Source organism: Prevotella sp. lc2012, assembly GCF_900107065.1.
GTDB lineage: Bacteria > Bacteroidota > Bacteroidia > Bacteroidales > Bacteroidaceae > Prevotella.
The window spans coordinates 135,311-159,530 of sequence record NZ_FNUF01000003.1 but is presented as its reverse complement, the minus strand read 5'-3'; the positions used below and the strand labels follow the sequence as shown (position 1 = coordinate 159,530).

Annotated in this window: 15 protein-coding genes; 13 read left to right on the top strand and 2 right to left on the bottom strand. The window is 51.1% G+C overall.

The features are described 5' to 3' along the window. Complete coding sequence (locus BLU99_RS07320; protein ID WP_091900666.1) at positions 1–1,182, bottom strand: BaiN/RdsA family NAD(P)/FAD-dependent oxidoreductase; 1,182 nt, start codon at positions 1,180–1,182, stop codon at positions 1–3. Between the two features lie 7 nt (positions 1,183–1,189). Beyond that, positions 1,190–3,268 carry an acetate--CoA ligase family protein gene (locus BLU99_RS07315; RefSeq protein ID WP_091900664.1) on the bottom strand — a complete coding sequence of 693 codons (2,079 nt, stop codon included), beginning with the start codon at positions 3,266–3,268 and terminating at the stop codon, positions 1,190–1,192. 99 nt (positions 3,269–3,367) lie between these two features. On the opposite strand from BLU99_RS07315, the gene BLU99_RS07310 reads away from it, so the two are divergent. The 13 genes from BLU99_RS07310 (at position 3,368) to BLU99_RS07235 (ending at position 24,173) form a co-directional block, all read left to right on the top strand. Then, entirely contained in the window at positions 3,368–8,995 is a 5,628-nt protein-coding gene (locus tag BLU99_RS07310) for an alpha-2-macroglobulin family protein (protein ID WP_091900661.1), read from the top strand. Between the two features lie 31 nt (positions 8,996–9,026). After that, positions 9,027–10,139, top strand: a complete 1,113-nt coding sequence (locus BLU99_RS07305) for a DUF1573 domain-containing protein (RefSeq protein WP_091900659.1) — start codon at positions 9,027–9,029, stop codon at positions 10,137–10,139. After that, positions 10,120–11,220: a methylmalonyl Co-A mutase-associated GTPase MeaB gene (meaB, locus tag BLU99_RS07300; protein ID WP_091900657.1), complete on the top strand. Its 1,101-nt coding sequence runs from the start codon at positions 10,120–10,122 to the stop codon at positions 11,218–11,220. The genes BLU99_RS07305 and meaB overlap by 20 nt, the downstream gene beginning before the upstream one ends. A 31-nt stretch (positions 11,221–11,251) precedes the next feature. Further along, positions 11,252–12,124: a 4-hydroxy-3-methylbut-2-enyl diphosphate reductase gene (locus tag BLU99_RS07295; RefSeq protein WP_091900655.1), complete on the top strand. Its 873-nt coding sequence runs from the start codon at positions 11,252–11,254 to the stop codon at positions 12,122–12,124. Positions 12,125–12,203: 79 nt separating this feature from the next. After that, the gene (locus tag BLU99_RS07290) at positions 12,204–15,503 is read left to right on the top strand and encodes a SusC/RagA family TonB-linked outer membrane protein (RefSeq protein WP_369807712.1); all 3,300 of its coding nucleotides are present in this window, start codon (positions 12,204–12,206) and stop codon (positions 15,501–15,503) included. 13 nt (positions 15,504–15,516) lie between these two features. Beyond that, entirely contained in the window at positions 15,517–17,514 is a 1,998-nt protein-coding gene (locus BLU99_RS07285; protein WP_091900653.1) for a RagB/SusD family nutrient uptake outer membrane protein, read from the top strand. Between the two features lie 390 nt (positions 17,515–17,904). After that, positions 17,905–18,666, top strand: coding sequence for a hypothetical protein (locus BLU99_RS07275; RefSeq protein ID WP_091900649.1), 762 nt, complete (start codon positions 17,905–17,907; stop codon positions 18,664–18,666). Positions 18,667–18,689: 23 nt separating this feature from the next. Further along, complete coding sequence (locus tag BLU99_RS07270; protein WP_144006111.1) at positions 18,690–19,916, top strand: hypothetical protein; 1,227 nt, start codon at positions 18,690–18,692, stop codon at positions 19,914–19,916. A gap of 123 nt (positions 19,917–20,039) precedes the next feature. Next, positions 20,040–20,525 carry a hypothetical protein gene (locus BLU99_RS07265; RefSeq protein WP_091900645.1) on the top strand — a complete coding sequence of 162 codons (486 nt, stop codon included), beginning with the start codon at positions 20,040–20,042 and terminating at the stop codon, positions 20,523–20,525. A gap of 109 nt (positions 20,526–20,634) precedes the next feature. Beyond that, a complete protein-coding gene (locus tag BLU99_RS07260) occupies positions 20,635–21,516 on the top strand; it encodes a hypothetical protein (protein ID WP_091900643.1) in 882 nt (293 codons plus the stop codon). 79 nt (positions 21,517–21,595) lie between these two features. After that, the gene (locus BLU99_RS07255) at positions 21,596–22,135 is read left to right on the top strand and encodes a hypothetical protein (protein ID WP_091900641.1); all 540 of its coding nucleotides are present in this window, start codon (positions 21,596–21,598) and stop codon (positions 22,133–22,135) included. Between the two features lie 37 nt (positions 22,136–22,172). After that, positions 22,173–22,556 carry a hypothetical protein gene (locus BLU99_RS07250; protein WP_091900639.1) on the top strand — a complete coding sequence of 128 codons (384 nt, stop codon included), beginning with the start codon at positions 22,173–22,175 and terminating at the stop codon, positions 22,554–22,556. Positions 22,557–23,984: 1,428 nt separating this feature from the next. Continuing rightward, positions 23,985–24,173: a hypothetical protein gene (locus BLU99_RS07235; protein ID WP_091900633.1), complete on the top strand. Its 189-nt coding sequence runs from the start codon at positions 23,985–23,987 to the stop codon at positions 24,171–24,173. Positions 24,174–24,220: the final 47 nt, after the last annotated feature.

Here is a 24,220-nt window from a genome sequence, read left to right as displayed (position 1 = left end):
TCATTCCGACTCACTAATGGCCTTGGCCACGGTGTAGGCGGTGGTCCATGCGGCCTGGAAGTTGAAGCCGCCAGTGATGCCGTCGATGTCGAGCACCTCGCCAGCGAAATAGAGGTGCGGACGGTCCTTGCTCTCCAGGGTGTGGGGGGTGACGGCTGAGAGCGACACACCGCCACAGGTGACGAACTCGTCTTTGAAGGCGGCGCGACCAGCAATCTGATAGCCGTCGTTGCAGAGACAGTTCACCAGACGGTTCAGTTCTTTCTTGTTCAGGTTCTGCCAACGGTTCTGTGCCCGTTCGCCGAGGGTCTTCTCCAATAGGTAGGTCCACAGACGGGTGGGCAGGTCGAAGGGACGGATGGTGGTGAGCTGCTTCTGGGGGTGCCTGATGATGATCTGCTGCAGCTCGCTCTGCACCTCGGCCTCGTTCCGACTGAGCCAGTTGACGGCCAGCGGCATCTGGTAGTGGTGGTCGTGGAGGTCGCGCGCGGCATAGCTCGACAGCTTGAGGATGGCGGGACCGCTCATGCCCCAGTGGGTGATGAGCAGGGGGCCTGTGGCACGGAAGGTCGTACCAGGGATGAAGGCCGTAGCCCCCTCGACCACGGTGCCCATGAGGGCCTTGAGGGCCTCGTCGGCGATGCTGAAGGTGAAGAGGGAGGGTACGGGAGGCGTCACGGCGATGCCTTTCTGCGTGAGCCATTGCAGGCCTTCCTCGCGTGGCGACCCACCAGTGGTGACGACCACATGGTCGTAGTCGGAGAGCTCGTCGAGCGAGTCGATCTTCCGTCCTGTCTGTATCGTGATACCATGGCGGCGCGCCTCTGCTAAAAACAGGTTGATGATCGTGTGCGAGTCCTGCGAGGCAGGGAACACGCACTGGTCGTCTTGGGTGACGAGGCGCACCCCGTGGCGCTCGAACCACGCGTAGGCGTCGCGGTAGTCGAACTGCTTGAAGAGGCGTTTCATGAGCCGATGGCCTCGCGGGTACACCTGTGAGAGGTCGCGCACCGCCGCGAAGGAGTTGGTGCAGTTGCAGCGCCCTCCTCCGGACACCTCGACCTTGGCGAGCACCTTCTTCGACTTCTCGAAGATGGTCACCTCGCACGAGGGGGCCATCTCTTTCAGGTTGATGGCCAGGAAAAATCCGGCGGCACCGCCACCTATAATCGCTGTTTTCATTCTATTACTACCTCTCTATACGTATTCTGGCGTCGACAGCCACGACACCATGCTCGTCGGCCAAGAGCGGGTTGATGTCCATCTCCTTGATCTCCGTGGCGAAACGGAGTAGGGTGGAGAGCCGCACGATGATCTCCGCATATCTCTGTTCGTTGATACCCTTCTGACCGCGCGTGCCCTTGATGATCTTATAACCCTTCAGCGAGTGGATCATCGAATAGGCCTCGGCATAGCTCAGGGGAGCCAGACCGCTCGACACGTCCTTCAGTACCTCGACGAAGATACCACCCAGACCGCAGAGGACGACATGACCGAAGCGCTCCTCGTACTTCGCGCCGATAAACAGCTCTGTGCCCTTCAGCATCTTCTGTACCATCACCCCTGTGGCATCGGGGATGCGCATCATACGATCGAACTCCAGTGACAGGTGCTCGGCCGTACGGATGTTCAGGGTCACACCACCCACATCGCTCTTATGGACGGGACCTACGACCTTCGCCACGACGGGGTAGCCCACCTTCTCGGCAAAGGCGGCGAGCTCTTCCTTGGAGGTGCTCACCATCTCGGGAACGAGGGGGATGCCTGCACAGGAGAGCAGTTGGCGCACGATCTCAGGACTGACATAGTCGCCGTTTGTCCCAGAGACGGAGGGCGGCAGACTGGTGATGATATCACGGATCTTGGGTACGTCGACCCCATAGAGCTCGAGCTCGGATGGTGCTGGCTGAGGGGTCTGCATGATCTGCGAGAGGGCCGTGGCCAGCGTCACCTCGTCGCTGAAGTTCACATGGCCGCGCTTCAGGAACGCCTCGACCTCGGGACCAGCGGTGTGCAGACTAGGCAGGATGGGGAAGATAGGTTTCTTGCAGGTCTGTATCTTCTTGTCGAGCACGTCGTATGCCTCGTAAAGCTGGTTCAGACCAGGAGTGCCGTAGATCACGGCGATGGCATCGACCTCGTGGAATCTCTGTTCGCAGTAGTCGATGATGAGACCCAGCTGTTGGGCCGTTCCCGTGGCCAGAAAGTCGATGGGGTTGGCCACAGACGAGCCAGGGAACAACTGCGCCTTCAGTTCCTCGGCTATCGGACCCTCCAGTCTCGGCACGTTCAGTCCGCCCTTGGCCAGAGCATCCGTCAGCATCACCCCAGGACCGCCTGCATGGGTGACGATGGCGAAGTTCCTGCCCTTCAACTCGGGTAGGGTGAAGATACAGCCCACCGTCGTGAGCTCCTCACGGGAGAAGCAGCGCACGATGCCGGCCTTACGGAACAGGGCCTCGACGGCCGCGTCGCTCGAGGCGATGGCACCTGTGTGCGAGGAGGCCGCCCTGCTGCCGCTCTCTGACGAGCCGGCCTTGATGGCGGCGATGCGGCAACCCTTCCGGATCAGACTGCTCGCATGGAACAGCAGTTTGTCGGGGTTGGCGATATTCTCGATATAAAGCAGCTTGACCTTCGAGTCGGTATCGGGATTGAAATGCTCGTCCATATACTGCAGCACATCCTCGATGCCGATCTGCTTGCCATTGCCGATGCTCCAGACGGAGTTGAACTGCAACCCCTTGATGACGGCACTCTCGAGGATGAACACGGCCGTGGCACCAGAGCCGCTGATGAAGTCGACACCCTGCGGGTTCAGGTCGGGGATGGGAAGGGTGAAGACACTGTGGTGATGACGGTTCAGCAGTCCGATACAGTTAGGACCTATCAGGGCGGCCCCATATCGCTCACAGGTGTCGAGGATGCGCTGTTCGAGCGCCGCTCCTGCCTTCGTCTCCTCGCCGAAGCCGGCAGAGATGATCACGAAGGCGCGAACACCCTTCTCGGCACAGAGATAGTCCACGTAGTCGGGACAGAAACGGGCGGCTACCACGAGGATGGCCAGCTCGGTCTGAGGAATATCCTTCACGTCGTGGAACACCTTAAGGCCCTGCACCTCGTCTTCCTTGGGATTCACCACATGGAGGTCGCCACGGAACCCGCCGCTGATGATATTCCTCACAATGGCGCCACCAGGTTTGTGCACATTGTTCGAGCCGCCGATGATGACGATGCTCTGAGGGTTGAGTAGTTGTTCGTTTATCATAGGTGCAAAAGTAATATAATATTTCATAAATTCCAAATGAATTTCAAAAAAAACCTTTACCTTTGCATAAATGTATTAAAGGAATAATTCAGTAACACCATGATGAGGAAAAGTGTCTTTGCTTTGATCATTGTGCTGACAACAATGCCGATGGGATTACTTGGTCAGACATACAAGGAACTCTGGAAGAAAGCGACGACGGCGGAGAACAAGAACCTGCCGCGGACGGAGTATGCTGTTCTGCAGCAGATTATGTCGAAGGCCGAGAAGGAGAAAGCCTACGGTCAGCTGATGAAGGCTGAGCTGTTGGGAGCCCAGGTGATGGCAGAGATCGCCCCCGACTCGCTGAAGCCTGCCGTGGAGCGGATGCAGCAGCGCTGTGAGACTGCGAAGGACGAGGTGCTCAAGACGGTGTGGCAGACGGTACTCTATCGTCTCGCCGATTCGAACCCGAGTCTGGAGATGAAGGTCGAGAAGCCGGTGCTCACGGACGAGCTCTGCCAGAAGCTGAGCAGGGTGAAGGATGATACTTATACGCCGTTCGTGAGCGTCGGCTTCGATTCCAAGATCTTCCTGCACGATATGCTCAGTGTGGTGGGCTATGAGCTCGGAGAGTATCAGATACTACACGATTTCTATACGAAGGCAGGCAATCGTCGTGCGGCGTGTGTCACGGCTGCCGAGGCATACAGAGAGGCACCGTTGGAGCAGATCGACTCCCTCATCGAGCGCTATGGCGATCTGCAGGAGGCTGGTGAACTGGCCATCGTTAAGTATAACCATCTGTCGAAGACCTTGGGCGACTCTGATGCAGATGTCGCAGCAAAGGCCGACTATCTCCAGAAGGCACTGAGCCGTTGGGGTGATTGGAAGCGGATGAACATCCTGCGCAACGCGATGGTGCGACTGACGCGTCCAAGCTATCATGTCGATATCGAGCATGAGGTGTGGCTGCCACAACGCGCACAGAAGGTGTCGTTGAAGAAGATACGGAATGTCTCGTCGCTCACGATGACGGTCTACCGTACGAAGGCTGATGGCGATTTTAAGAAAGACCCCCGTTATGAAGAGGACTATCAGGAGATCGTACCTCTGTTGTCGGGTGTAGCCTGCAAGCAGACACGTGAGTATACGGAAAAACAGCCCTATCAGCTCTTTGAGGACTCCCTGACGCTCGAAGGACTGCCTGCGGGGGTATATATGGTGGAGTTCAAGACGAAGCCTGCCACACAACCCATCCGCCGGCTGTATCATGTGACGGATGTCTATACGATGGTTGAGGCCCTGCCGGAAGATGAGGGGGCGCGCTATGTGGTGGTCAATGCCACGACAGGTCAGCCTCTGAAGGACGCCTATCTGCGTTTCAAGGAAGAGACTGGTACCACCGATGAGGAGGTCTTCGATGCGGAGACGGATGTCAACGGTGAGTATATCCTCAAGAGCAAGACCCCGTGTCGTTATCGTGATGTGTTTGCCTATACTGATACGGACAGGGCCTGTCCTGAGTTCTCAAGATACAGTTGTTACAACTTCTACGACCGTGCGTCGGAGGTCGACCAGATCTCTATCTTCACGGATCGGGCCATCTATCGTCCTGGTCAGACGGTCCATGTGTCTGCCTTGGTCTATCGCACGACCAAGGACTGCGAACAGAGTGTCTGTCCGGGAAAGTCGCTGACGATGATCCTGCGCGATGCCAATGATCAGGAACTGGAGAAGAAGGAGGTCGTGACAGACAACTACGGTCTGGCGGCTGTCGACTTCTTCCTGCCGTCGTCGGCGCTGACGGGGCGTTTCCACATACAGGTGGGAAACAACCGTCAGATGATCCAGGTGGAGGAATACAAGCGGCCTACCTTCCATGTCGACTTCGACGACTATCAGGAAGCCTATCGGGCTGGTGACACCATCACCGTGAAGGCTACGGCCCTGAGCTATGCCGGTGTGCCGGTACAGGGCGCTAAGGTGGCGTTCCGTGTCATGCGGCGCACGGCCTTCTGGTGGACTTCATACTGTCGTTATTACGAAACCGCGACGCTGGGTTATGACCGTGGCGACGAGCAGATCGACTCTGGTGAGACAGAGGCCGAGAGCGACGGCACCTTCGAGGTGAAGGTGCCTCTGGAGGTTCCTGAGACCTCCTATCCGATGTTCTATCACTTCGTGGTGGTGGCTGATGTGACGGATCAGGGCGGTGAGACCCATCATGGGGAGCTGTTGCTGCCTTTAGGTAACCGTGAGAAGGCGCTGACCGTCGATCTGCCTGAGAAGATCCTGAATGAGGAGATGCCTGCCGTCACCTTCCATCTGTTGAATGCCGCAGGCAAGGATATCGATGCCGAGGTGCGCTATCGGATGGATGACGGTGCTTGGCAGACTGTGAAGACCCTTTCTCCCCTTACCCTCACGACTCTTGACAGACGCTCTGGGAAGCATACGCTCGACGCCATCTGCGAGGGCGATACCATCCATCGTGAGTTCGTGGTGTTCTCCCTCGACGACGAGGTGCCAGTTGTTGAGACAGACGACTGGTTCTGGCAGTCGGCCACACAGTTCCCTGACGACGGCTCGCCCGTCACCATCCAGGTGGGCTCTTCCGCCCAGGATGTGCATATCGTGTATGGTGTCTTTGCTGGAGAAAAGATCATCGAGCAGGGCTTCGTCGATAAGAGCCATCAGTTGCTGAATATCAAGGCCACCTATAAAGAGGAATATGGCGACGGCTTGTTGTACACCTTCGCCTGGGTGAAGGAGGGACATTGCTATACCCATCAGACAAAGATCAAACGGCCCTTGCTCGAGAAGAAGCTTCAGCTGCAGTGGACCACCTTCCGCGATCGTCTCACGCCTGGTCAGCAGGAGGAGTGGATGCTCATGGTGAAGGATGCCGAAGGCCGTCCTGTCGATGCACAGCTCATGGCTACGCTCTATGACCAGAGCCTGGATCAGTTGGCAAAGCTTCCGTGGAATTTCGATCCCACCCCTTGGCTCTCCCTGCCGAATACCTCCTGGGCGGCCGATCACCATCTCCCGATGGCGGCGAGCACCTCTCAGAAGGTGGACTACTATGACTGGGACAACCTGTTGCTGAGTCGGTTTGACAGTCGGCTCCATCTTGGCAGTGCTCAGATGCTTGGATATCGTGGCATCAGACTCAAGACAAGGGCGACCAACTATATGGAAGACTATGATCTGGCCATGGATTCGTTTGACGAGGACGTGCCTGTTCTCAATGAGGTGGCAGTCGTAGGCTATGGGGTCAGAGCTGCACGCGGTAACATCACGAAAGGTGTCATGTACAGGGCAAAGGAGACTTTCGACGTTATGGGAAATGATGAGGGGGCGCATGAGGTCTTGGCGGCTGATGCCACAGACGGTGGCGAGATGGCAGAGGCCGTTCAGATGCGTGAGAACCTCAACGAGACGGCTTTCTTCTATCCGCAGCTTGTGACGGATGGGGAGGGGCGTATAGCCCTGAAGTTCACCCTGCCCGAGAGTCTGACCACCTGGCACTTCCTCGGACTGGCCCACACCCGTGATCTGCGCTACGGCCGTATCGAGGCATCGACTGTCGCGAAGAAGGATGTGATGATACAGCCGAACGTGCCACGCTTTGTCCGTGAGGGCGACGAGGTCACCATCACAGCACGTGTGATCAACACGAGCGAGAAGAGGCTGAAGGGAGTGGCTCGTCTCCGTCTCCGTCATCCTGAGACAGAGGCCGTGATCATCGGACTGGCACAGGAGGTGGATGTTGAGGCTGGTGCCACCGTGCCTGTCACCTTCCATGTCCAGAGCTCAAAGCTCTGTGATCAAAGGTCAGGGGCCGGCAGTGCTCTCCTGATCTGTGAGACCACCGTGAGTGGAGAGGACTTCAGCGATGGCGAGCAGCACTACCTGCCCATACTGCCTGCTACAGAGCGCGTCACGGTGACGATGCCTGTCACCCAGCATCAGACGGGTACGAAGACCATTGATATCGCCGCCCTGATGCCGGCTGATGCTGCGCAGGGTAAGGTGACCTTCGAATATACCAATAATCCGACATGGCTGATGATCCAGGCTCTGCCTGTGCTCGGCAAGCCTGTCGAGGAGAATGCGATCTCTCAGGCTGCTTCCTACTATGCCAACAGTCTGGGACAATATATCCTTGCACAGAATCCGCAGGCCAAGACGGCCTTCGACCTCTGGCGCCAGGAACTCACAGCGCCTGCGTCTGTCGATAGGGCACAGGACTTCGATAAGCTCAGTCAACGTGGCTCGCTCGTGTCTCAGCTCGAGAAGAACCAGGAGCTGAAGACCATCGTGCTCAACGAAACCCCTTGGGTGATGGATGCCGATCGTGAGACGGAACAGAAGCAACGTCTGGTCGATTTCTTCGATGAGAACGTGATGCAGAACCGTCTGGATAAGGCCCTCAACAAGATGAGACAGTTACAGCGCTCGGATGGCAGTTGGTCGTGGTGGCCAGACATGCCGGGCTCGTTCTATATGACCGTCTCTGTCAGTGAAATGCTGGTACGTCTGAATGCCATGACGGGCACACAGACGGAGACAAAGGAGATGCTGAACACCGCTTTCGTGTTCATGGGGCGTGAGATTGTCAAGGAGGTGGCAGAGCTCAAGAAGTGGGAAAAGAAAGGCAACGAGGTGTCCTTCCCCAGTCTCAAGGCCCTCCAGTGGCTCTACCTCTGTACGCTCGACGGGCGCCAGTTGCCTGCCGATGTGCAGAGTGCCAACAGTTATCTGCTGAAGCTCCTGAAGAAAGATATCACAAGTCAGCCGATCTACGAGAAGGCGATGACGGCCGTGATCCTGTCGAAGAGCGATCCTCGTCGTGCGACAGAATATGCGCAGTCGTTGAAGGAATATACTGTCTATCGTGAGGAGATGGGTCGATACTACGACACACCACGGGCCGGCTATTCATGGTTCGACTATCGCATTCCTACTCAGACGATGGCCATCGAGGCCCTGCAGCGGCTCACGCCCGATGATCGTCAGACCATCGAGGAGATGCAGCGCTGGCTGCTCCAGTCGAAGCGCACCCAGGCATGGGACACCCCTCTCAACAGTGTGGATGCTGTCTATGCTTTCCTGGGAGAACAGGGACAGGATTCCAAACCCCTGAGGCTCGATGCCGAGAAAGCCACCGTCAAGGTGGATGGGAAGGTGCTGGAGCTGCCCAAGGCTACGGCCGCCATCGGCTATGTGAAGACCCGTGTGCCTGCGGAGAGCAGGCAGCTCTCGATCGTCAAGACCTCGGAGGGAACGTCGTGGGGGACGGTCTATGTGCAGTTCACTCAGGCAACGAAGAACATCGTCGACGCTGCCAGCGGTCTCACCATCAAACGTGAGATCCTCCCAGTATCATGCCAAGACAACAAGCCCACTAGCCGTGTGTTTGCTGTGGGCGATCGTGTGAAGATACGCCTCACCATCACGGCCGACCGTGACTACGACTTCGTACAGGTGATCGACAAACGGGCGGCTTGTCTGGAGCCCGTCCATCAGTTGAGTGGCTACCATAATGGTGGCTATGTGACGCCGCGCGACAATACCACCAACTATTATTATGACCTGCTGTCGAAGGGCACGCACGTCATCGAGACGGAGTATTATGTTGATCGTGCAGGAACCTACGAGACGGGCACTTGTGTCGTCGAGTGCGCCTATGCCCCAGAGTTCCGTGGCATCACGTCGTCGGCAACAATCAAAGTAGAATAGTAAAAAAGAGAATAAGGATATTATATATTATATGAGAAATGTATTTTGCAAGGTGAAGGTAAAGACTAAATGGGGAATCGTATTACCCTTATACCTTTTTGCCTGTACCCCTTTATATGCCCAACGACTGGTAGTGACTAACACGACGGTAGAGTGCGGACGAACAGGTTACGAACAGCCTGTCACCGCCACCTTCGAACTGCGGAATAAGGGATTGCGCAAGCTCGTGATCGAGAGTGTGAAGGCCGACTGTGGTTGTACCCGTGTGGAGTATCCCAAGGAAGTGGGGGCTGGTGATAAGTTTGAGATCAAGATGACTTATGATGCTCGTCAACTGGGGCATTTCCATAAGATGGCTGCCGTGAAGAGCAATGCCACCAAGAAGCCCGTGTACCTGACGATGAAGGGTGTGGTGCTCACAGAGGTGCAGGACTATGCCGGCAACTATCCCCTGTCGATGGGGGAGCTGTTGCTCGACAAGAACGAGCTGGAGTACGACGACGTGAACAAGGGCGACTCGCCCATGCAGGAGATCCATGTGTATAATAACGGTACCAAGCCGATGACGCCGAATATCATGCACCTGCCCCCGTATCTCTCGGCCATCGCCACCCCAGAGACGCTGTTGCCTGGACGAGGCGGTACCATCGCCGTGACCCTGCACTCCGACAAGCTGCGCGACTACGGACTGACTCAGACGACGGTCTATCTGGCTAAGCGTCTCGGTGAGAAGGTGGGCAGCGACAAGGAGATTCCTGTGTCGGCCATCCTGTTGCCAGACCTGAAGAGCTACGATGCCACCAGTAAGGCACAGGCACCTCAGCTACAGATGTCGGCCACCGATGTCGACTTCACCTCTTTCGAGGGAAAGGCACGTAAGACGGCCGATGTCCTGCTCCTGAATACAGGACAGTCGATCCTCACCATCTCCTCGTTGCAGATGTTCACCGCAGGACTGAAGGTGACACTGGGCAAGCGGGAGTTGGCACCAGGACAGACGACCACCCTGAAGATCACGGGCTATGCCGATGAGCTCAGTAAGGTGCGTACCCGTCCCCGTATCCTGATGATTACCAACGATCCCGACCACTCGAAGGTCGTCGTGAATATTCATATTCATAAAGATGGAACATCCAGAGAATAGCTCAGAATATGCAGGACTGCAGGTGAACAGTGGCGTCAGTCAGCAGCCTGTCATCAACCCCTACCTGAAGCGCAACCGCTTCCGTCGCCGGGAGCTCTCGGCGGCCGAGATGGTAGAGGGCATCCTGAAGGGCGATGTCACGATCCTCTCACAGGCGGTGACCCTCATCGAGAGCGTGAACCCCGACCATCAGGCACGGGCTCAGGAGGTCATCAACAAGTGTCTGCCCTATAGCGGCAACAGCATACGGGTGGGCATCAGTGGTGTGCCAGGTGCAGGAAAGTCAACCTCGATCGATGAGTTTGGCATCCATGTGCTGAAGGAGAAGGGCGGCAAGCTGGCCGTCCTGGCCATCGACCCCTCCAGTGAGCGTACCAAGGGTTCTATCCTTGGCGATAAGACCCGCATGGAGAAACTGGCCCAGCACCCCTCATCGTTCATCCGTCCTAGTCCGTCGGCTGGTTCGTTGGGTGGTGTGGCCCGTAAGACCCGCGAGACCATTATCCTCTGTGAGGCTGCGGGCTTCGATAAGATTTTCGTCGAGACCGTGGGTGTGGGACAGAGCGAGACGGCCTGTCACTCGATGGTCGATTTCTTCCTGCTCATCCAGGTGGCAGGGACAGGCGACGAGCTGCAAGGCATCAAGCGTGGTATCATGGAGATCAGCGACGGCATTGTCATCAACAAGTGCGACGGCGATAATGTGGACCGTTGTCAGATGGCTGCCACGAACTTCCGTAATGCCCTTCATTTCTTCCCTATGCCCGAGAGCGGGTGGACACCCAGGGTGCTCTGCTACAGTGGTTTCTATGGTACGGGCGTGAAGGAGATATGGGACATGATCTATGAGTATGTGGACTTTGTGAAGGCTAATGGCTACTTCGATCATCGTCGTAACGAACAGTCGAAATACTGGATGTACGAGAGCATCAACGAGCATCTGCGCCTGAACTTCTACAACAACCCTGCCATCAAAGCCCGACTGGCTCTTGCCGAGCAGAGTGTCCTCGCAGGACAGAAGACCTCTTTCGTGGCCGCGCAGGACTTGCTGGATCAGTATTTCAACGGACTAAAGGAATGAGTAGCGCCTCTGTGTTTAAATGATAAGTAGTATGATTCAGATAGAAATAGATGAAGGCAGTGGTTTCTGCTTCGGAGTGACCACCGCCATCAAGAAAGCCGAGGAAGAACTGGCACAGGGAAAGACCCTCTACTGTCTTGGCGATATCGTTCACAACGGCATGGAGTGTGAGCGCCTTCGGCAGATGGGTCTGATCACCATCAACCACGACGACCTGCGCCAGCTCCACGACGTGAAGGTGCTGCTGCGGGCCCATGGTGAGCCCCCAGAGACCTATGAGCTGGCCCGCAAGAACAACATCGAGATTATCGATGCCACCTGTCCTGTGGTGCTCCAGCTCCAGAAACGGATTAAGACGCAGTATAACACCCTTCGCGACCTCCCAAGAGGGGAAGGCTCTATCGTCATCTTCGGCAAGAAAGGTCATGCCGAGGTGCTCGGTCTCGTAGGACAGACGCAGTCGACGGCCATCGTCATCGAGAACTTCGACGAGGTGAAGAAGCTCGACTTCAGTCATGATATCTTCCTCTATTCGCAGACCACGAAGTCGCTCGACGAGTTCCACCGCATCATCGACTATATCCAGTCGCATATCGCCCCTGGAGCCGTCTTCAAGAGTTTCGACACCATCTGCCGTAACGTGGCCAACCGTATGCCGAACATCTCGCAGTTTGCCACCAAGCACGATCTCATCCTCTTCGTCTGCGGGCGCAAGAGCTCTAACGGTAAGGTGCTCTTCAACGAGTGCCTGCGCGTAAACCCCAACAGTCGTCTGATCGAGAATCCTAACGAGATCCAGAAAGACTGGCTCGACGGTATCCAGACCGTCGGCATATGTGGTGCGACCTCCACGCCTCGGTGGCTGATGGAGCAGTGCCGCGACGCCATCATGGCGATGCAATAATAACTACTTTGCAGATAAAACAAATCAAAAAAGATAGATTACTATCTTCACTAATTAATTAACAAAAACAACAAAACTTATGATGAAAGACGTTTATGAAATGTCAGCAAAGCGTGTGTGCCTAACATCCGCTTTGGCAGCGTTGCTGCTCGTCGGCATGCCTACCCAGAGTGCCTTGGCACGGGGTGGTGTTCAGGCCGTTCAGCAGACAGCGCAGGTGAACGGTATCGTGGTGGATCCCTCTGGAGAGCCCATCATTGGTGCTACTATTAAAGTAAAGGGCCAGTCGGTAGGTGCCATCAGTGACATTGATGGTGGCTTCACCATCAACGCCCAGCGTGGCGATGAGCTCGAAGTGAGCTACATCGGCTACAAGACCCAGGCCGTGAAGGTGTCTGGATCGAACGTGAAGGTGATTCTGCTCGAGGATTCGAAGGCTCTGGATGAAGTCGTGGTTGTGGGCTTCGGAACACAGAAGAAGGTGAACCTGACAGGTGCTGTCGCCGTTGTCAACGGCGAAGAGCTGGCTCAGCGTCCTGTGGCGACTGCCGCCCAGGCCCTGCAGGGTGTCGTTCCTGGTCTGCAGATCTCTGCAACCAGTGGTACCCTCGATGCCAATCCCGACATCAACGTGCGTGGTACTGCCACCATCGGTGAGGGCTCCAGTGGTTCGCCGCTGATCCTGATCGACGGTATGGAGGGCGACCTGAGCACTATCAACCCTCAGGATATCGAGAATATCTCCGTGCTGAAGGATGCTGCCTCATCGAGCATCTATGGTAGCCGTGCCCCGTTCGGTGTGATTCTCATCACCACCAAGAACGGTACCAAGGCTGGCAAGATCAAGGTGAACTACAACAATAGCTTCCGCTTCAGCGATCTGATTCGTGGCAAGCACATGATGAACTCCGTCGATTATGCCTCTTGGCTGAATGATGCCAAGACCAACCAAGGTCAGTCGGTGTTCTTCGACGCTGAGCGTATGGCAGCCATCCAGGCCTATCACAACGCCACACCAGCAGGACCTGGTGTCCGTAAGACGGCCGACGGTCAGCTGTTGTATGCTATCGGCTCACAGAACGGTGTGACATGGGACGACGGCTATGGCTATGGTATCGATGATGTCGATTGGTACGACGTGGTCTATAAGGGCACAGCCTTCTCGCAGGAGCACAATGCCAGTGTGACTGGCGGTGGTGAGAAGATCAACTACTATGCATCTATTGGCTATCTCGATCAGGGTGGTTTCATGAATATGGGCAGCGATGGTCTCAAGCGTTACAATGGTACGGCCAAGATGAATATCGAACTGGCCAAGTGGATCCGCATGAACTACGGCATGCGCTTCACACGTACCAACTATCATCGTCCTGCGGCTCTGACGCGCAACCTCTACAACGACATGGCTCGTCAGGGATGGCCTATCCTGCCGCTCTACGATCGTAACGGCTACCTCTACTCGTCGCCTTCTCCTGCACTGGGACTGGCCACGGGCGGTAACGATACGAAAGAGCGCGACATCATCAACCATCAGCTGGGATTCGTGCTCGAGCCCATCAAGAACTGGGTTACGCATATCGACTTCAACTATAAGATAGATAATGCTGTGCGCCACTGGGACAGTCAGCGCACCTACAACCACAACGTGGCTGGCGAGGCTATCATCTACAACCAAAGCTCTAACGTACATGAGGATCTGCGTAAGGATAACTACCTCAACTTCCAGGCCTATACCGACTATAGTTGGACGATGGCCGAGAAGCATAACTTCCACGTGATGGGCGGTTTCCAGACAGAGCAGCTGAAGCGTCTGGACTTCGGTCTGCAGCGCGATGGTATCCTCGATCCCTCGAAGCCTGAGGTTGACCTGACCAATGGCCTGAGCTACTCTGGTGAGAATATCGTTCCAAGTGTGAACGGTGGTCGTAACCAGTGGCAGACTGCCGGCTTCTTCGGACGTGTGAACTACAACTACGACGAGAAGTACCTCTTTGAGGCTAACCTCCGTTACGACGGAACCTCACGTTTCCGTACGGATAAGATGTGGAAGCTGTTCCCGTCTGTGTCGATGGGTTGGAACATCGCCCGTGAGAAGTTCTGGGAGAGCCTCGCTCCCACGGTGAACACCTTGAAGCTTCGTGCCTCTTATGGTTCGCTTGGTAACCAGAACATCAACAACTGGTATCAGACCTATCAGACCATCGCCTATAACTCTGTGGCTGGTTCTTGGCTGCAGAACGGTGCTAAGCCCAATATCACCAGTGCTCCTGGACTCGTGTCGGCCCTGCTCACCTGGGAGAAGGTGGAGAGCTATAACCTCGGTCTCGACTTCGGTGCCTTCAACAACCGTCTGACAGGTACCTTCGATGTCTATGTACGTAACACCCTCGACATGGTGGGAAAAGCTCCTGAGCTGCCAGCCATCCTCGGTACTGGTGTGCCTGTGACGAACAATACCGACCTCCGTACAACGGGTTGGGAGTTGCAGATCTCATGGCGCGACGTGCTGAAGAACGGTCTCTCTTATGGTGCAACCTTCAACATCTCGGATGCCCGTACGAAGATCACCCGTTATCCCAACAACCCCACGAAAGCTCTTAACAGCTATATCGAGGGCCGTTATATGGGTGAGATCTGGGGCTTCGAGACGATTGGCATCGCTAAGAGCGATGAGGAGATGAACAACCATCTGGCCACGACGAAACAGAACTCTCTGGGTAGCAACTGGGCGGCTGGTGATATCATGTACCGCGACCTGAACAATGACCATGAGATCACTCGTGGTGCAGAGACACTTGACGATCACGGCGACCTAAAGGTCATCGGTAACTCAACCCCGCGCTATCTCGTAGGTCTGAACCTCAACGCGGCTTGGAAGGGCTTCGATATCAGTGCCTTCTTCCAGGGCGTACTGAAGCGCGACTGGTGGATCGGCGGCTCATGGGGCGGCGGTCTGGAGTATCTCTTCGGAACCACCAACTCTTGGGAGTGGTGGAGCGTTGGTATCACCGATGTGCACGACTACTACCGCGATGCCAACACCTGGTCTGTACAGAACGGTTATCAGAAGGAGAACAAGGATGCCTGGCTGCCTCGTGTGCAGTTCAGCGACAAGAACGAGCAGGCTCAGACCCGTTACCTGATGGATGGTTCGTATATCCGTATGAAGAACCTGCAGATTGGTTATACCATTCCTACGCACCTCACCCAGCAGTGGGGTATCAGCATTCTGCGTGTCTACGCATCGGCTGAGAACCTCTTCACCTGCACCAAGATGCCTCACCAGTTCGATCCTGAGCTGATGTCAAACGACGTGACTCAGAACAACGGCTATCCCCTCCAGAGAACATTCGCATTCGGTCTTAACGTTACATTCTAAATCAATCGCAATTATGAAACTATATAAAATATCATTCATAGCGCTGGCTCTTACCATAGGCGTAACTTCATGTAACGACTATCTGGAGCAGGAGCCGCCTTCATCGCTGACACCAGAGAACTTCTACACCAGCGAGGATCAGGTACAGGCCGTAGCCAACCGTTTCTATCAGGACATCCTGCCTGGTCATGGCGGATGGGACTATGGTACCTACACCACCGACAACAATACTGACGTGCAGGCAGCACGTACACCGAGCGCCAAGTTCTCCAAGGACCTCTGGCGTACCAGTCAGTCTGGGGGCTGGTCTTGGGATAACATCCGCAACATCAACTTCCAGTTGGGTCAGTTGAAGACGAAGATGGCCGAAGGTGCCATCAGCGGCAACGAGACCAACATCCGTCAGTATATCGGTGAGATCTATTTCTTCCGTGCATACGCTTATTTCGACCTGCTGAAGACATATGGCGACCTGCCCATCCTCACAGAGGCTCTGCCCGACGATGAGGCCGTGCTCGTGGCCGCCTGCCGTCGTGAGCCCTGTAACGAGGTGGCTCGTTTCATCGTCAACAACCTCGACACGGCCATCACCTATATGAAGGAAGACTTCGAGGGTCGTCATACGCGTATCTCTGTCGATGCCGCCCGTCTGTTCAAGTCGCGTGTGGCACTCTATATGGGCTCATGGCTCACCAACTTCGCTGGTACACCGTTCGTGCCCAATGGCACAGGTTGGCCGGGAGCAGCCAAGAACCCTGGCTATAGCTTCCCTGCTGGCTCGCTGGAGAACGAGGCCCAGTATTTCTTCAAGACAGCTGCCGACGCTGCCGAGCAGGTGGCCGACAAGTACAAGGACAAGCTGACGAAGAACAATGGTGTCGTGCCACAGGCTGAGGGTCAGAGCAATCCTTATCTGGAGCTCTGGGGTACCACAAGCTGCGCTGGCAAGAGCGAGATCCTGTTGTGGCGTGAGTACAGTAAGTCGCTTGGTCTGAACAACGATATCGAGGTAGCTGTAGAGAAAGGAAATATCGGCACAGGCGTTACCCGTTCGCTCGTGGAGCGCTACCTGATGGCCGATGGTAAGCCCATCTACAACTCCAGCTTCACCTACGACGACTCTGAGATTGCCAAGGTGGTGGAGAACCGTGATCCTCGTCTCGCTGTCATGTTGAAAGTTCCTGGACAGGTGAACTGCTTCAAGAACGTGAGCGATAATGCTGGTACCCACTGGACAGAGACTGAGCCCACGCCGCGCATCACCAATGCCAATGCCGAAGACGGCTATATCACGGGCTATGCCATCCGTAAGGGTATGACTCATGACCGTTCGCTGACAGCCAATGGTGGTAGTTATAACGTTTGTGTTGTCTTCCGTGCCACTGAGGCCCTGCTCAACTATATCGAGGCTGAGTATATGCTTACTGGCAATATCAACTCGGGTAAGATTCTGGAGTACTGGAAGAAGGTGCGCGAGACTGCCGGCTTCACTGGCGCCGCCGTCGACCCACAGGTCACCATTGCCGCCACTGACATGTCGAAGGAGACCCTCGACTGGGCAGCCTTCACTGCAGGAAAGGTGCTGACAGACGCCACACTCTATAACATCCGTCGTGAGCGTAGTTGTGAGTTCCTCGCTGAGGGCCTCCGTGATATGGACCTGAAGCGCTGGCGTTCTTATGAGCAGCTCATCACGAAGCCTGTCTATGCAGAGGGTATCCACCTCTGGGGAACACCGATGGAGCAGTGGTACACTGATCTCGTGGCTGATGGCTCTAGCAGCTCTAACGTGTCACAGAAGTCAATCAGTGAGTATCACTGTCCTCATATCGTGAATATGACGAACAACAGCTATGCCGATGGTCTCACCTGGCGTATGGCCTACTATCTGGATCCACTGCCCCTGCGACAGTTCCTGTTGACGGCCTCCGACCACAAGACCATGTCTGAGAGTCCGCTCTACCAGAATCCTTACTGGCCGATGGAAACAGACAAACCCGCAGAACAGTAATAATCATCAGAGACCCGAGGTTCAACACCCCAGGTCTCTTTTTTTATGCCCATCTGACAAATCCCGCCCCTTCCGCGCTCCCTGCTCCCCTTCCCCCGCGGTCCCTGTGCTTCGACATGCTCAGCACCCGCAATACCCCTACGCGGTCCCTGAGCCCCCTCCGCGGTCCCTGAGCCCCCTCCCACGCGGTCCCTGAGCCTGTCGAAGGGAGAATCGCTCGCTTGGCTTGTCCAAGAAGGAAGAACCGCGCTCCCTTGCGGTTGCTGAGCCTGTCGAAGCATCGAAGGGACACCCCACAAATTACCTCATACATTTGGCAGTCTCAAACAAATTGCCTATATTTGCCGTTGGTAATGTTTGAATAACAGGAATATAAAAGTACGAGATTATATGAAGAAGTTAAAAATAATAATGCTATTCTGTTTGCTATTTACTGAGTGCCCAGCAAAACAGGAAGTAGACTCTTTGTACATTCGTTACTTTTCATGGGAAGATTATAAGCAACCACATATCATAACCTGCAACAACTTTGAAGACGAAATGCCCTATACAGAATACTGTGTTTCTGACAGATCTGAGATTGACAGATTATTAGGGAGCATGAGAGAATTGCCAAAGACCTCTGATACGGTTTTTTGTGTCGGATGCAAATTGCTATTCCTTCATAAAGGGATGGTTGTGAAGAAAGCCTGTCTGAATTCCGAATATGTTATGACAGGAGGACAATCCTATCTATGTACGCAAGAATTCATGAATACGATTAATGACATCATGCATAATGGTGTTATCGTGAATCGTCAAAACAGATTTCTGCCCAACAAATATGGGGATGAATACATTCATGGAAGAGAGGCTTTGTTTTCAGAACTTGAAGCATATTATGCGAAGCATGTTCCGGAATCTATCAGAAAGAATGGTGATACTCGCATTGTCGTATATTGTAAATCAAACAAAAAAGGAAAGACGACAAAGATCGAAAGAGTCCGTATATACAATACGAATCTATCAGATAGTCAAACAAAAGACATAGAGCAATTGATCTATAGATTCTTTATGAGGAAAGTAAGGTGGAAACCAGACGAAACAAGGATGGAGTCTGATTGGATTACAATATATTACAAGATAGAAGGAGATCAGGGAATAATTCCATGATTTTTCTTGAGAGAAATGTAGCTATGAGAGTCTTGATTATTTATCTAATGTTATTATCTTCTTTATCTGTTTTCTCCGTGAAGCCTCAACAGATAATAGATAGTATGGTTATTAAGGTGGCGCCATGGGATGCTGTTACGGATATCGGGATAGAATGCTCTAATTTTGAGACAAGTATAGACTATCAGGTATGTGATGAACAGAATTCTTGCGCAATATCAAAAATAGTTAGTGAACTGAACCGTCTTGATAAATCCCTGAAAGGCGGTGAGGACATGAGATGCAAAATTATATTCTATCATTCGGGTGAGGTCTTGTGGTCATGCTGTATAGGTAAGATAACAACAAAAATCGAATCCGAATATTATTATACTTCGCCCTCATTAATTGCTGTCATAGATAGTATAGTTAATAGTCATCAAACGCAGTTAAGAAAAGAAGTAATAGAAAAGTGGGACTATACTCCAAGTCTTAAAAAGGTCTACCAGTATTTGACGAGTCAATCTGGTCGATTATACGATGGTATTGAGATCAAAGAAGACTTGGAATTTACTGTTTTTTGCAATGTAGGAGAAGACGGTAGAACGACAAACGTACAATTTACAAAAAACAGAAATGGGAAGGATAAGGTTATCCCTGTTCAGATCACATCGTTATTAGAAGAGATTCTTTATCATGAAATAAGATGGGACGTCCCCCCAAAGCATTATGCAGACTGGGTGCCTATCAAGATTTCAATTAAATCGAATGTCTCAAAGAACAAGACGGGTGCTAAAGCCAATGATTCCATTCTTGTAGACAAAGTATGGACAGAAAGGCGAACCATATTTTACAATGAGGAGGAAATGGATTCCATAGGGGAAGGATCCATAATAGAGGACGGTGGTATTATTGCCAAATATCTATCTGATAGCTTGGTAGTATATGTAAATAAAGCAGGCGAAGAGATTCGCATCGTACCGAATATGGTATGTTTTGATAAAGGAAGAGAAGGACTCATAAAAGAACTCTTTTCGTCTTTGGATATTTCTAATGAAGATTATGGTGGAAGAGTTATTTTCTTTATTTTATTCAATAACATGTTGCAGGTGCAAGAGATAAGAATATTCGAGCCATTACGTCCATCTTACAAAGCTAACGATTTAGTCATCGATAAGTATGTAAAATACTTAGAACAGACAGAGGGCCGATGGATAAGAAAAGAAAACAAACAAGAATGGAATTTGTATATTTTCTCGACTGTGATATAACTTTTATTCTTTAATCTCATGTTTTTGTGCTATATTTGCCCTCGATAATCAACCATATAGTTTGAAAGATGATTAGCGATACATGTTCTATCAACAATGATATTAGTCAATAAATGCTGAGATATGGAAATAACGATTCAAGATGATGTCTTTTTGAAAAAGGTCTTCAAAAGAAAATGGAGACGGGGTATAGCATATCACGGCTGCATCATGGATTATCTGTCAAGACCACAAAAAGTCGCTTTTACGATGAAGCGATTAATGGACGTCCCGTTTTCCAAAGGTCGTATGATTATCCAATATTGGGAAGACGAGAAGATAATGACACGGATGTTGAAGCGTCATGGCGTCAAAGACTATGAGATAGTTCGGGCATATAAGCAGGGAGCGACTCCTGGATATCTTAATATCAATATCTCCGGTGATACTTTGGACGCGAAGTTCTTGAAAGAGTTGCTTACCCGTCATTATGGAATAGACTTTTCTGCGGATAATGCTATTGATATAGTCCCCTTTGTGGTGATAGACACGGGAGGGGATGAAATCATAGCATTCCATTTGTATGATGACAGAGGATTCTATGAATACTTTATCCGGAAAAATATCTGAGTGTAGAGCGCATGCTGAAGACGATTAATACTCCTGAAAGCGAGATAGATATTTATTTGGGTTTACAAAACAATGATGTATCGTATTCGAATGTAATAGAAGTTGAGGTATGGGGAAAAAGCCATCAAAAAAAGTAATCGTGCTTGCAGCAGTGGTTATGCTGTTGGTATCTTGTCGGCAATCGTGTTTTGACGTTCTTACACATAATGATGTGGGATACTGGTCGTTTAATTGGACGCATAAAAATCTTTTTGGTAGTATTATCGAGTTCTCAAAGAAGGATTCAACAATGAAATACATTGATGATAATTGGGCATATGAAGATTGGCCCCCTGCATTATGGGGGCTTAAATTTAGAATTAATAATGATACGTTATTTACTTATGTAAACAGAAGGGGGTATGTGAAGACGTATGATACTCTTTCTATTGTATCTTATTCAAAGAATACATTCATTTCCAATGACCGCGAGGCTGAGAATGTCAAATGGCATCGGATATCGACGAAGTATGCAAGAAAAATGCTTAATGCTCCTGATCAGGTGAAGTTGTCATCTTTATTGAAAAGACGCGACCATGATAAGAAGATAACAAATATTACTGGCATCGTGTGGAAACTATATGGTTATGGCGATGTTTCTACAGGAATAGTTAAAAAATCGGAATATCTAAAGAAGGATTGGAAGTGCGTTATAAAGTTATGGGAGAGCGGAACCGTATCAGGTAATTCATGCTACGATGATTTAAGAGGGGAATATGCCCTCTCTGGATCAAATATAGAATTCTTAAGCATCGAAAAAAGAGTCGGTGGGCGTGATGATGACAATGGCAATGATTTCTGTGATGCCCTACTGCAATGCAAGAGGTTTAAGTTAACGAACAATTGGTTACAGTTGTTCTATAATGATGGGAAAAATTATCTTTTATTCATGGTGGCGAAGAACTTCAAAGAGAACGAGGATCTAAATAGAAAACGGAAATCATTGATATAATTATAAATTATTCGGTTTTTCATAATAAAACAGATAACCTTAATGTTGAATTTAAGTTTAAGATGGAGGATAATACGAAATGAAGACTCTTATTACAATATTAATGACAATCTGCGCTATTAATTGTATGGGGCAGGATAATCAAGGGACGATGTTTTTCAATGCCGACGGTTCGCAGAATGCTTATTTCATTGATACATTGCATATAGATAGCCTCGTTATAGTTAGATCCAAGAAAAATGGGCATTTCTTTGCAACAAGAAGCTCCTCAAGAATAAGTTTAAAAGGTAACATCTGGAATTTACCAGAGACATACCTGTATGATGATGTAGGTCATTTTGCTGGTTGGTGGTTTAAGAACATGCCAGACAGTGTACTTCCTGATGATATATATGAAAGCAAGATAAATAATGTTGTAATAGAATACAGCCCGTCATCAGATTTCAAGTCATACCAAATAGTGTGTAATAGTGGTACTCCCAAATACTATTGGCTTGTTATGATTAGGGGCGACGCATACAATTACCTCACGGTACGCAGTATTATTGACGGAGGTCGTAAATTCGTAAAATTCAGAGATGATAAGGCTTATTACAAATTGATAATTCCGATATGGTAAACATAGCCCCAACATATGACGAAATAAAAATATAGAAATGGATAAGCTAAGAAGGTTCAATAACGAAGAAACAGATAAGGTTAACATTTATGAGAGTACTATCATTCGTATGTCGAATGATTCTGATCATAATATTGTGTTTGTTGTAGACTGGCTGGAAGGTGATAATATTAAAATTGTATTTAAAGACGTTTCAGATGTTATATATGATTTAAAGCGTAATCTTGCTTATGAAAAGGAACAGATAGGCAAGTTAGAAATTAGAGGTTTTTCGTATGAACGTAAGGATGGTTTATATACAGTGCAATTTAATTTTGACACAGAGTTACTTGGAGTAATACGCATCACATGCAAATCTTTCGCTTTCTTTGTACCATCAGAACCCATAACAACTGGAGGTAACGACAAAATGATATTATAGGAGCTATGAAGGATTACGATATTAAATGGAGCGAATGCTATCTCTGCTCAATACAATTTTCAGAGGATTATTGGCATCTGAAAGTTATCTTATATTGTCCTCATGAGAAGGACGACTCTTTTGTGTATGAGGTTGAATTTAGGGATTGCAATATAGAGCAAATGAAAATAAGTGGAAATTCGATCATGTTTCCGATAAAGAATCTTGTCCATCGGAAACTCCCCAATGGAGGCTATGATATACTTATATCATTCTCTTCCAAATATGGAGAGGTAATTAATCTTTCATGCTCTGATTTTTATGTTCGCAATCATGGGGCCGGCTATATTGGTCTTGTAGATTCTTTACCCGTGGGCAAACAGGCATTAAATTGAAAGGTGAAGGAACGACTAATTGGGAAGTAATTGTCATAAAAATGTGCCGAAAAAAGTGCTCGTCAGAAGTTGTGAACTAGAAAAAATAAGGGGGACTTTTATGCCTTTCTGGGGCTGTTATGGTGTGCTTTTGGTCTGTTCGGAGTGGGGAAGGGGGCTACTCTGGGTAGGGGTGGCTTCTAACGGTCAAAGAGATAGGCTCCATGACTGTAGGGAATGGCACTTACGAGTGAAGGAGATCATCTCTTATAGGGTATAGGGATTATCTCTTTCGCTTGTAGAGCCTATCTCCATGGCTCTTGGAGATTATCTCTTTGAGGGAAAGATCCTGCCTCTTTTGTACATTGCTTTAACTTGCATGTTATCAGGTAAATACGATATTTGCTCAAAACTTGCGTGTATGGGGCTCATTTTGATGTTTATGATCTACATGCGAGTTATGAGGGGGCTGTTGTAAAAATATATCGCAAGGCGGCGATCTCGCTTTTTACCTGCGAGACGCAAGAAAGGCCGTCTATGATGCAGGGTTGTACCCTGCTGGGATGTTCTTTTTCTCTGGCGCAGAGAAAAGAACCAAAAGAGACATCCACCCTAACCAAACCTTCCCCTATATGGGAAGGCTTAACCGCTCCTCCTGTCGCTCTTACATTAAGGTACGCTCAGACCATCAAAGGTCTGGCGTGATTTTTTATCGGCTGCGCGCAACTTCTTCGGTGACATTCCGCGGTTTACCCTTCGACAGGCACAGGGACCGTAGGGAGAGTGGTTCAGGACCGCTTGGGGGCTCTGGGGATGTGTTGGGGGCGACTGACAGGAGAAGCTTGAGGTGTCCCCCTCTATACTGGCCCCCCATAAGGGGGGCTAAAGTATAAGAGGGGGCCTCGCGCACCTGTCAGTCGGGAGACGAAAAAAATAGCACTTTGATGAAAAAAAACTCTCAAAGGATGATGTTTTCTCGATTATTATCTGTACTTTTGTGGAGTCAAATATCTAACCTACGAGCGCTAACGGTCTTGCGCATGAAAGAGACCTAAAACATAATAAAACTAACAACATGAAAAAGATTAGAAAAGAGGATTTCGCAATCCTGAATGAGAGTGAGATGAACGAGACAAAGGGTGGAGGTTGGTTTGATAAACCCATCAGTATCTGCGGTAAAGAGGAGTTCATCTTCTGTTACGCTAACTACAAGGTAGATATTCCTACTCTTCCTTATGACAGAGAAGTGCTCTTGGAGCCTTAATAGTTAGGCTCTTGCACCGTGAAGTAACATTTCACTGGAGTTAGAAA

Coding starts and splice junctions, on each gene's coding strand:
- BLU99_RS07320 (WP_091900666.1), bottom strand. CDS start 1,182: ATGAAAACAGCGATTATAGGTGGCGGTGCCGCCGGATTTTTCCTGGCC.
- BLU99_RS07315 (WP_091900664.1), bottom strand. CDS start 3,268: ATGATAAACGAACAACTACTCAACCCTCAGAGCATCGTCATCATCGGC.
- BLU99_RS07310 (WP_091900661.1), top strand. CDS start 3,368: ATGATGAGGAAAAGTGTCTTTGCTTTGATCATTGTGCTGACAACAATG.
- BLU99_RS07305 (WP_091900659.1), top strand. CDS start 9,027: ATGAGAAATGTATTTTGCAAGGTGAAGGTAAAGACTAAATGGGGAATC.
- meaB (WP_091900657.1), top strand. CDS start 10,120: ATGGAACATCCAGAGAATAGCTCAGAATATGCAGGACTGCAGGTGAAC.
- BLU99_RS07295 (WP_091900655.1), top strand. CDS start 11,252: ATGATTCAGATAGAAATAGATGAAGGCAGTGGTTTCTGCTTCGGAGTG.
- BLU99_RS07290 (WP_369807712.1), top strand. CDS start 12,204: ATGATGAAAGACGTTTATGAAATGTCAGCAAAGCGTGTGTGCCTAACA.
- BLU99_RS07285 (WP_091900653.1), top strand. CDS start 15,517: ATGAAACTATATAAAATATCATTCATAGCGCTGGCTCTTACCATAGGC.
- BLU99_RS07275 (WP_091900649.1), top strand. CDS start 17,905: ATGAAGAAGTTAAAAATAATAATGCTATTCTGTTTGCTATTTACTGAG.
- BLU99_RS07270 (WP_144006111.1), top strand. CDS start 18,690: ATGAGAGTCTTGATTATTTATCTAATGTTATTATCTTCTTTATCTGTT.
- BLU99_RS07265 (WP_091900645.1), top strand. CDS start 20,040: ATGGAAATAACGATTCAAGATGATGTCTTTTTGAAAAAGGTCTTCAAA.
- BLU99_RS07260 (WP_091900643.1), top strand. CDS start 20,635: ATGGGGAAAAAGCCATCAAAAAAAGTAATCGTGCTTGCAGCAGTGGTT.
- BLU99_RS07255 (WP_091900641.1), top strand. CDS start 21,596: ATGAAGACTCTTATTACAATATTAATGACAATCTGCGCTATTAATTGT.
- BLU99_RS07250 (WP_091900639.1), top strand. CDS start 22,173: ATGGATAAGCTAAGAAGGTTCAATAACGAAGAAACAGATAAGGTTAAC.
- BLU99_RS07235 (WP_091900633.1), top strand. CDS start 23,985: ATGAAAAAGATTAGAAAAGAGGATTTCGCAATCCTGAATGAGAGTGAG.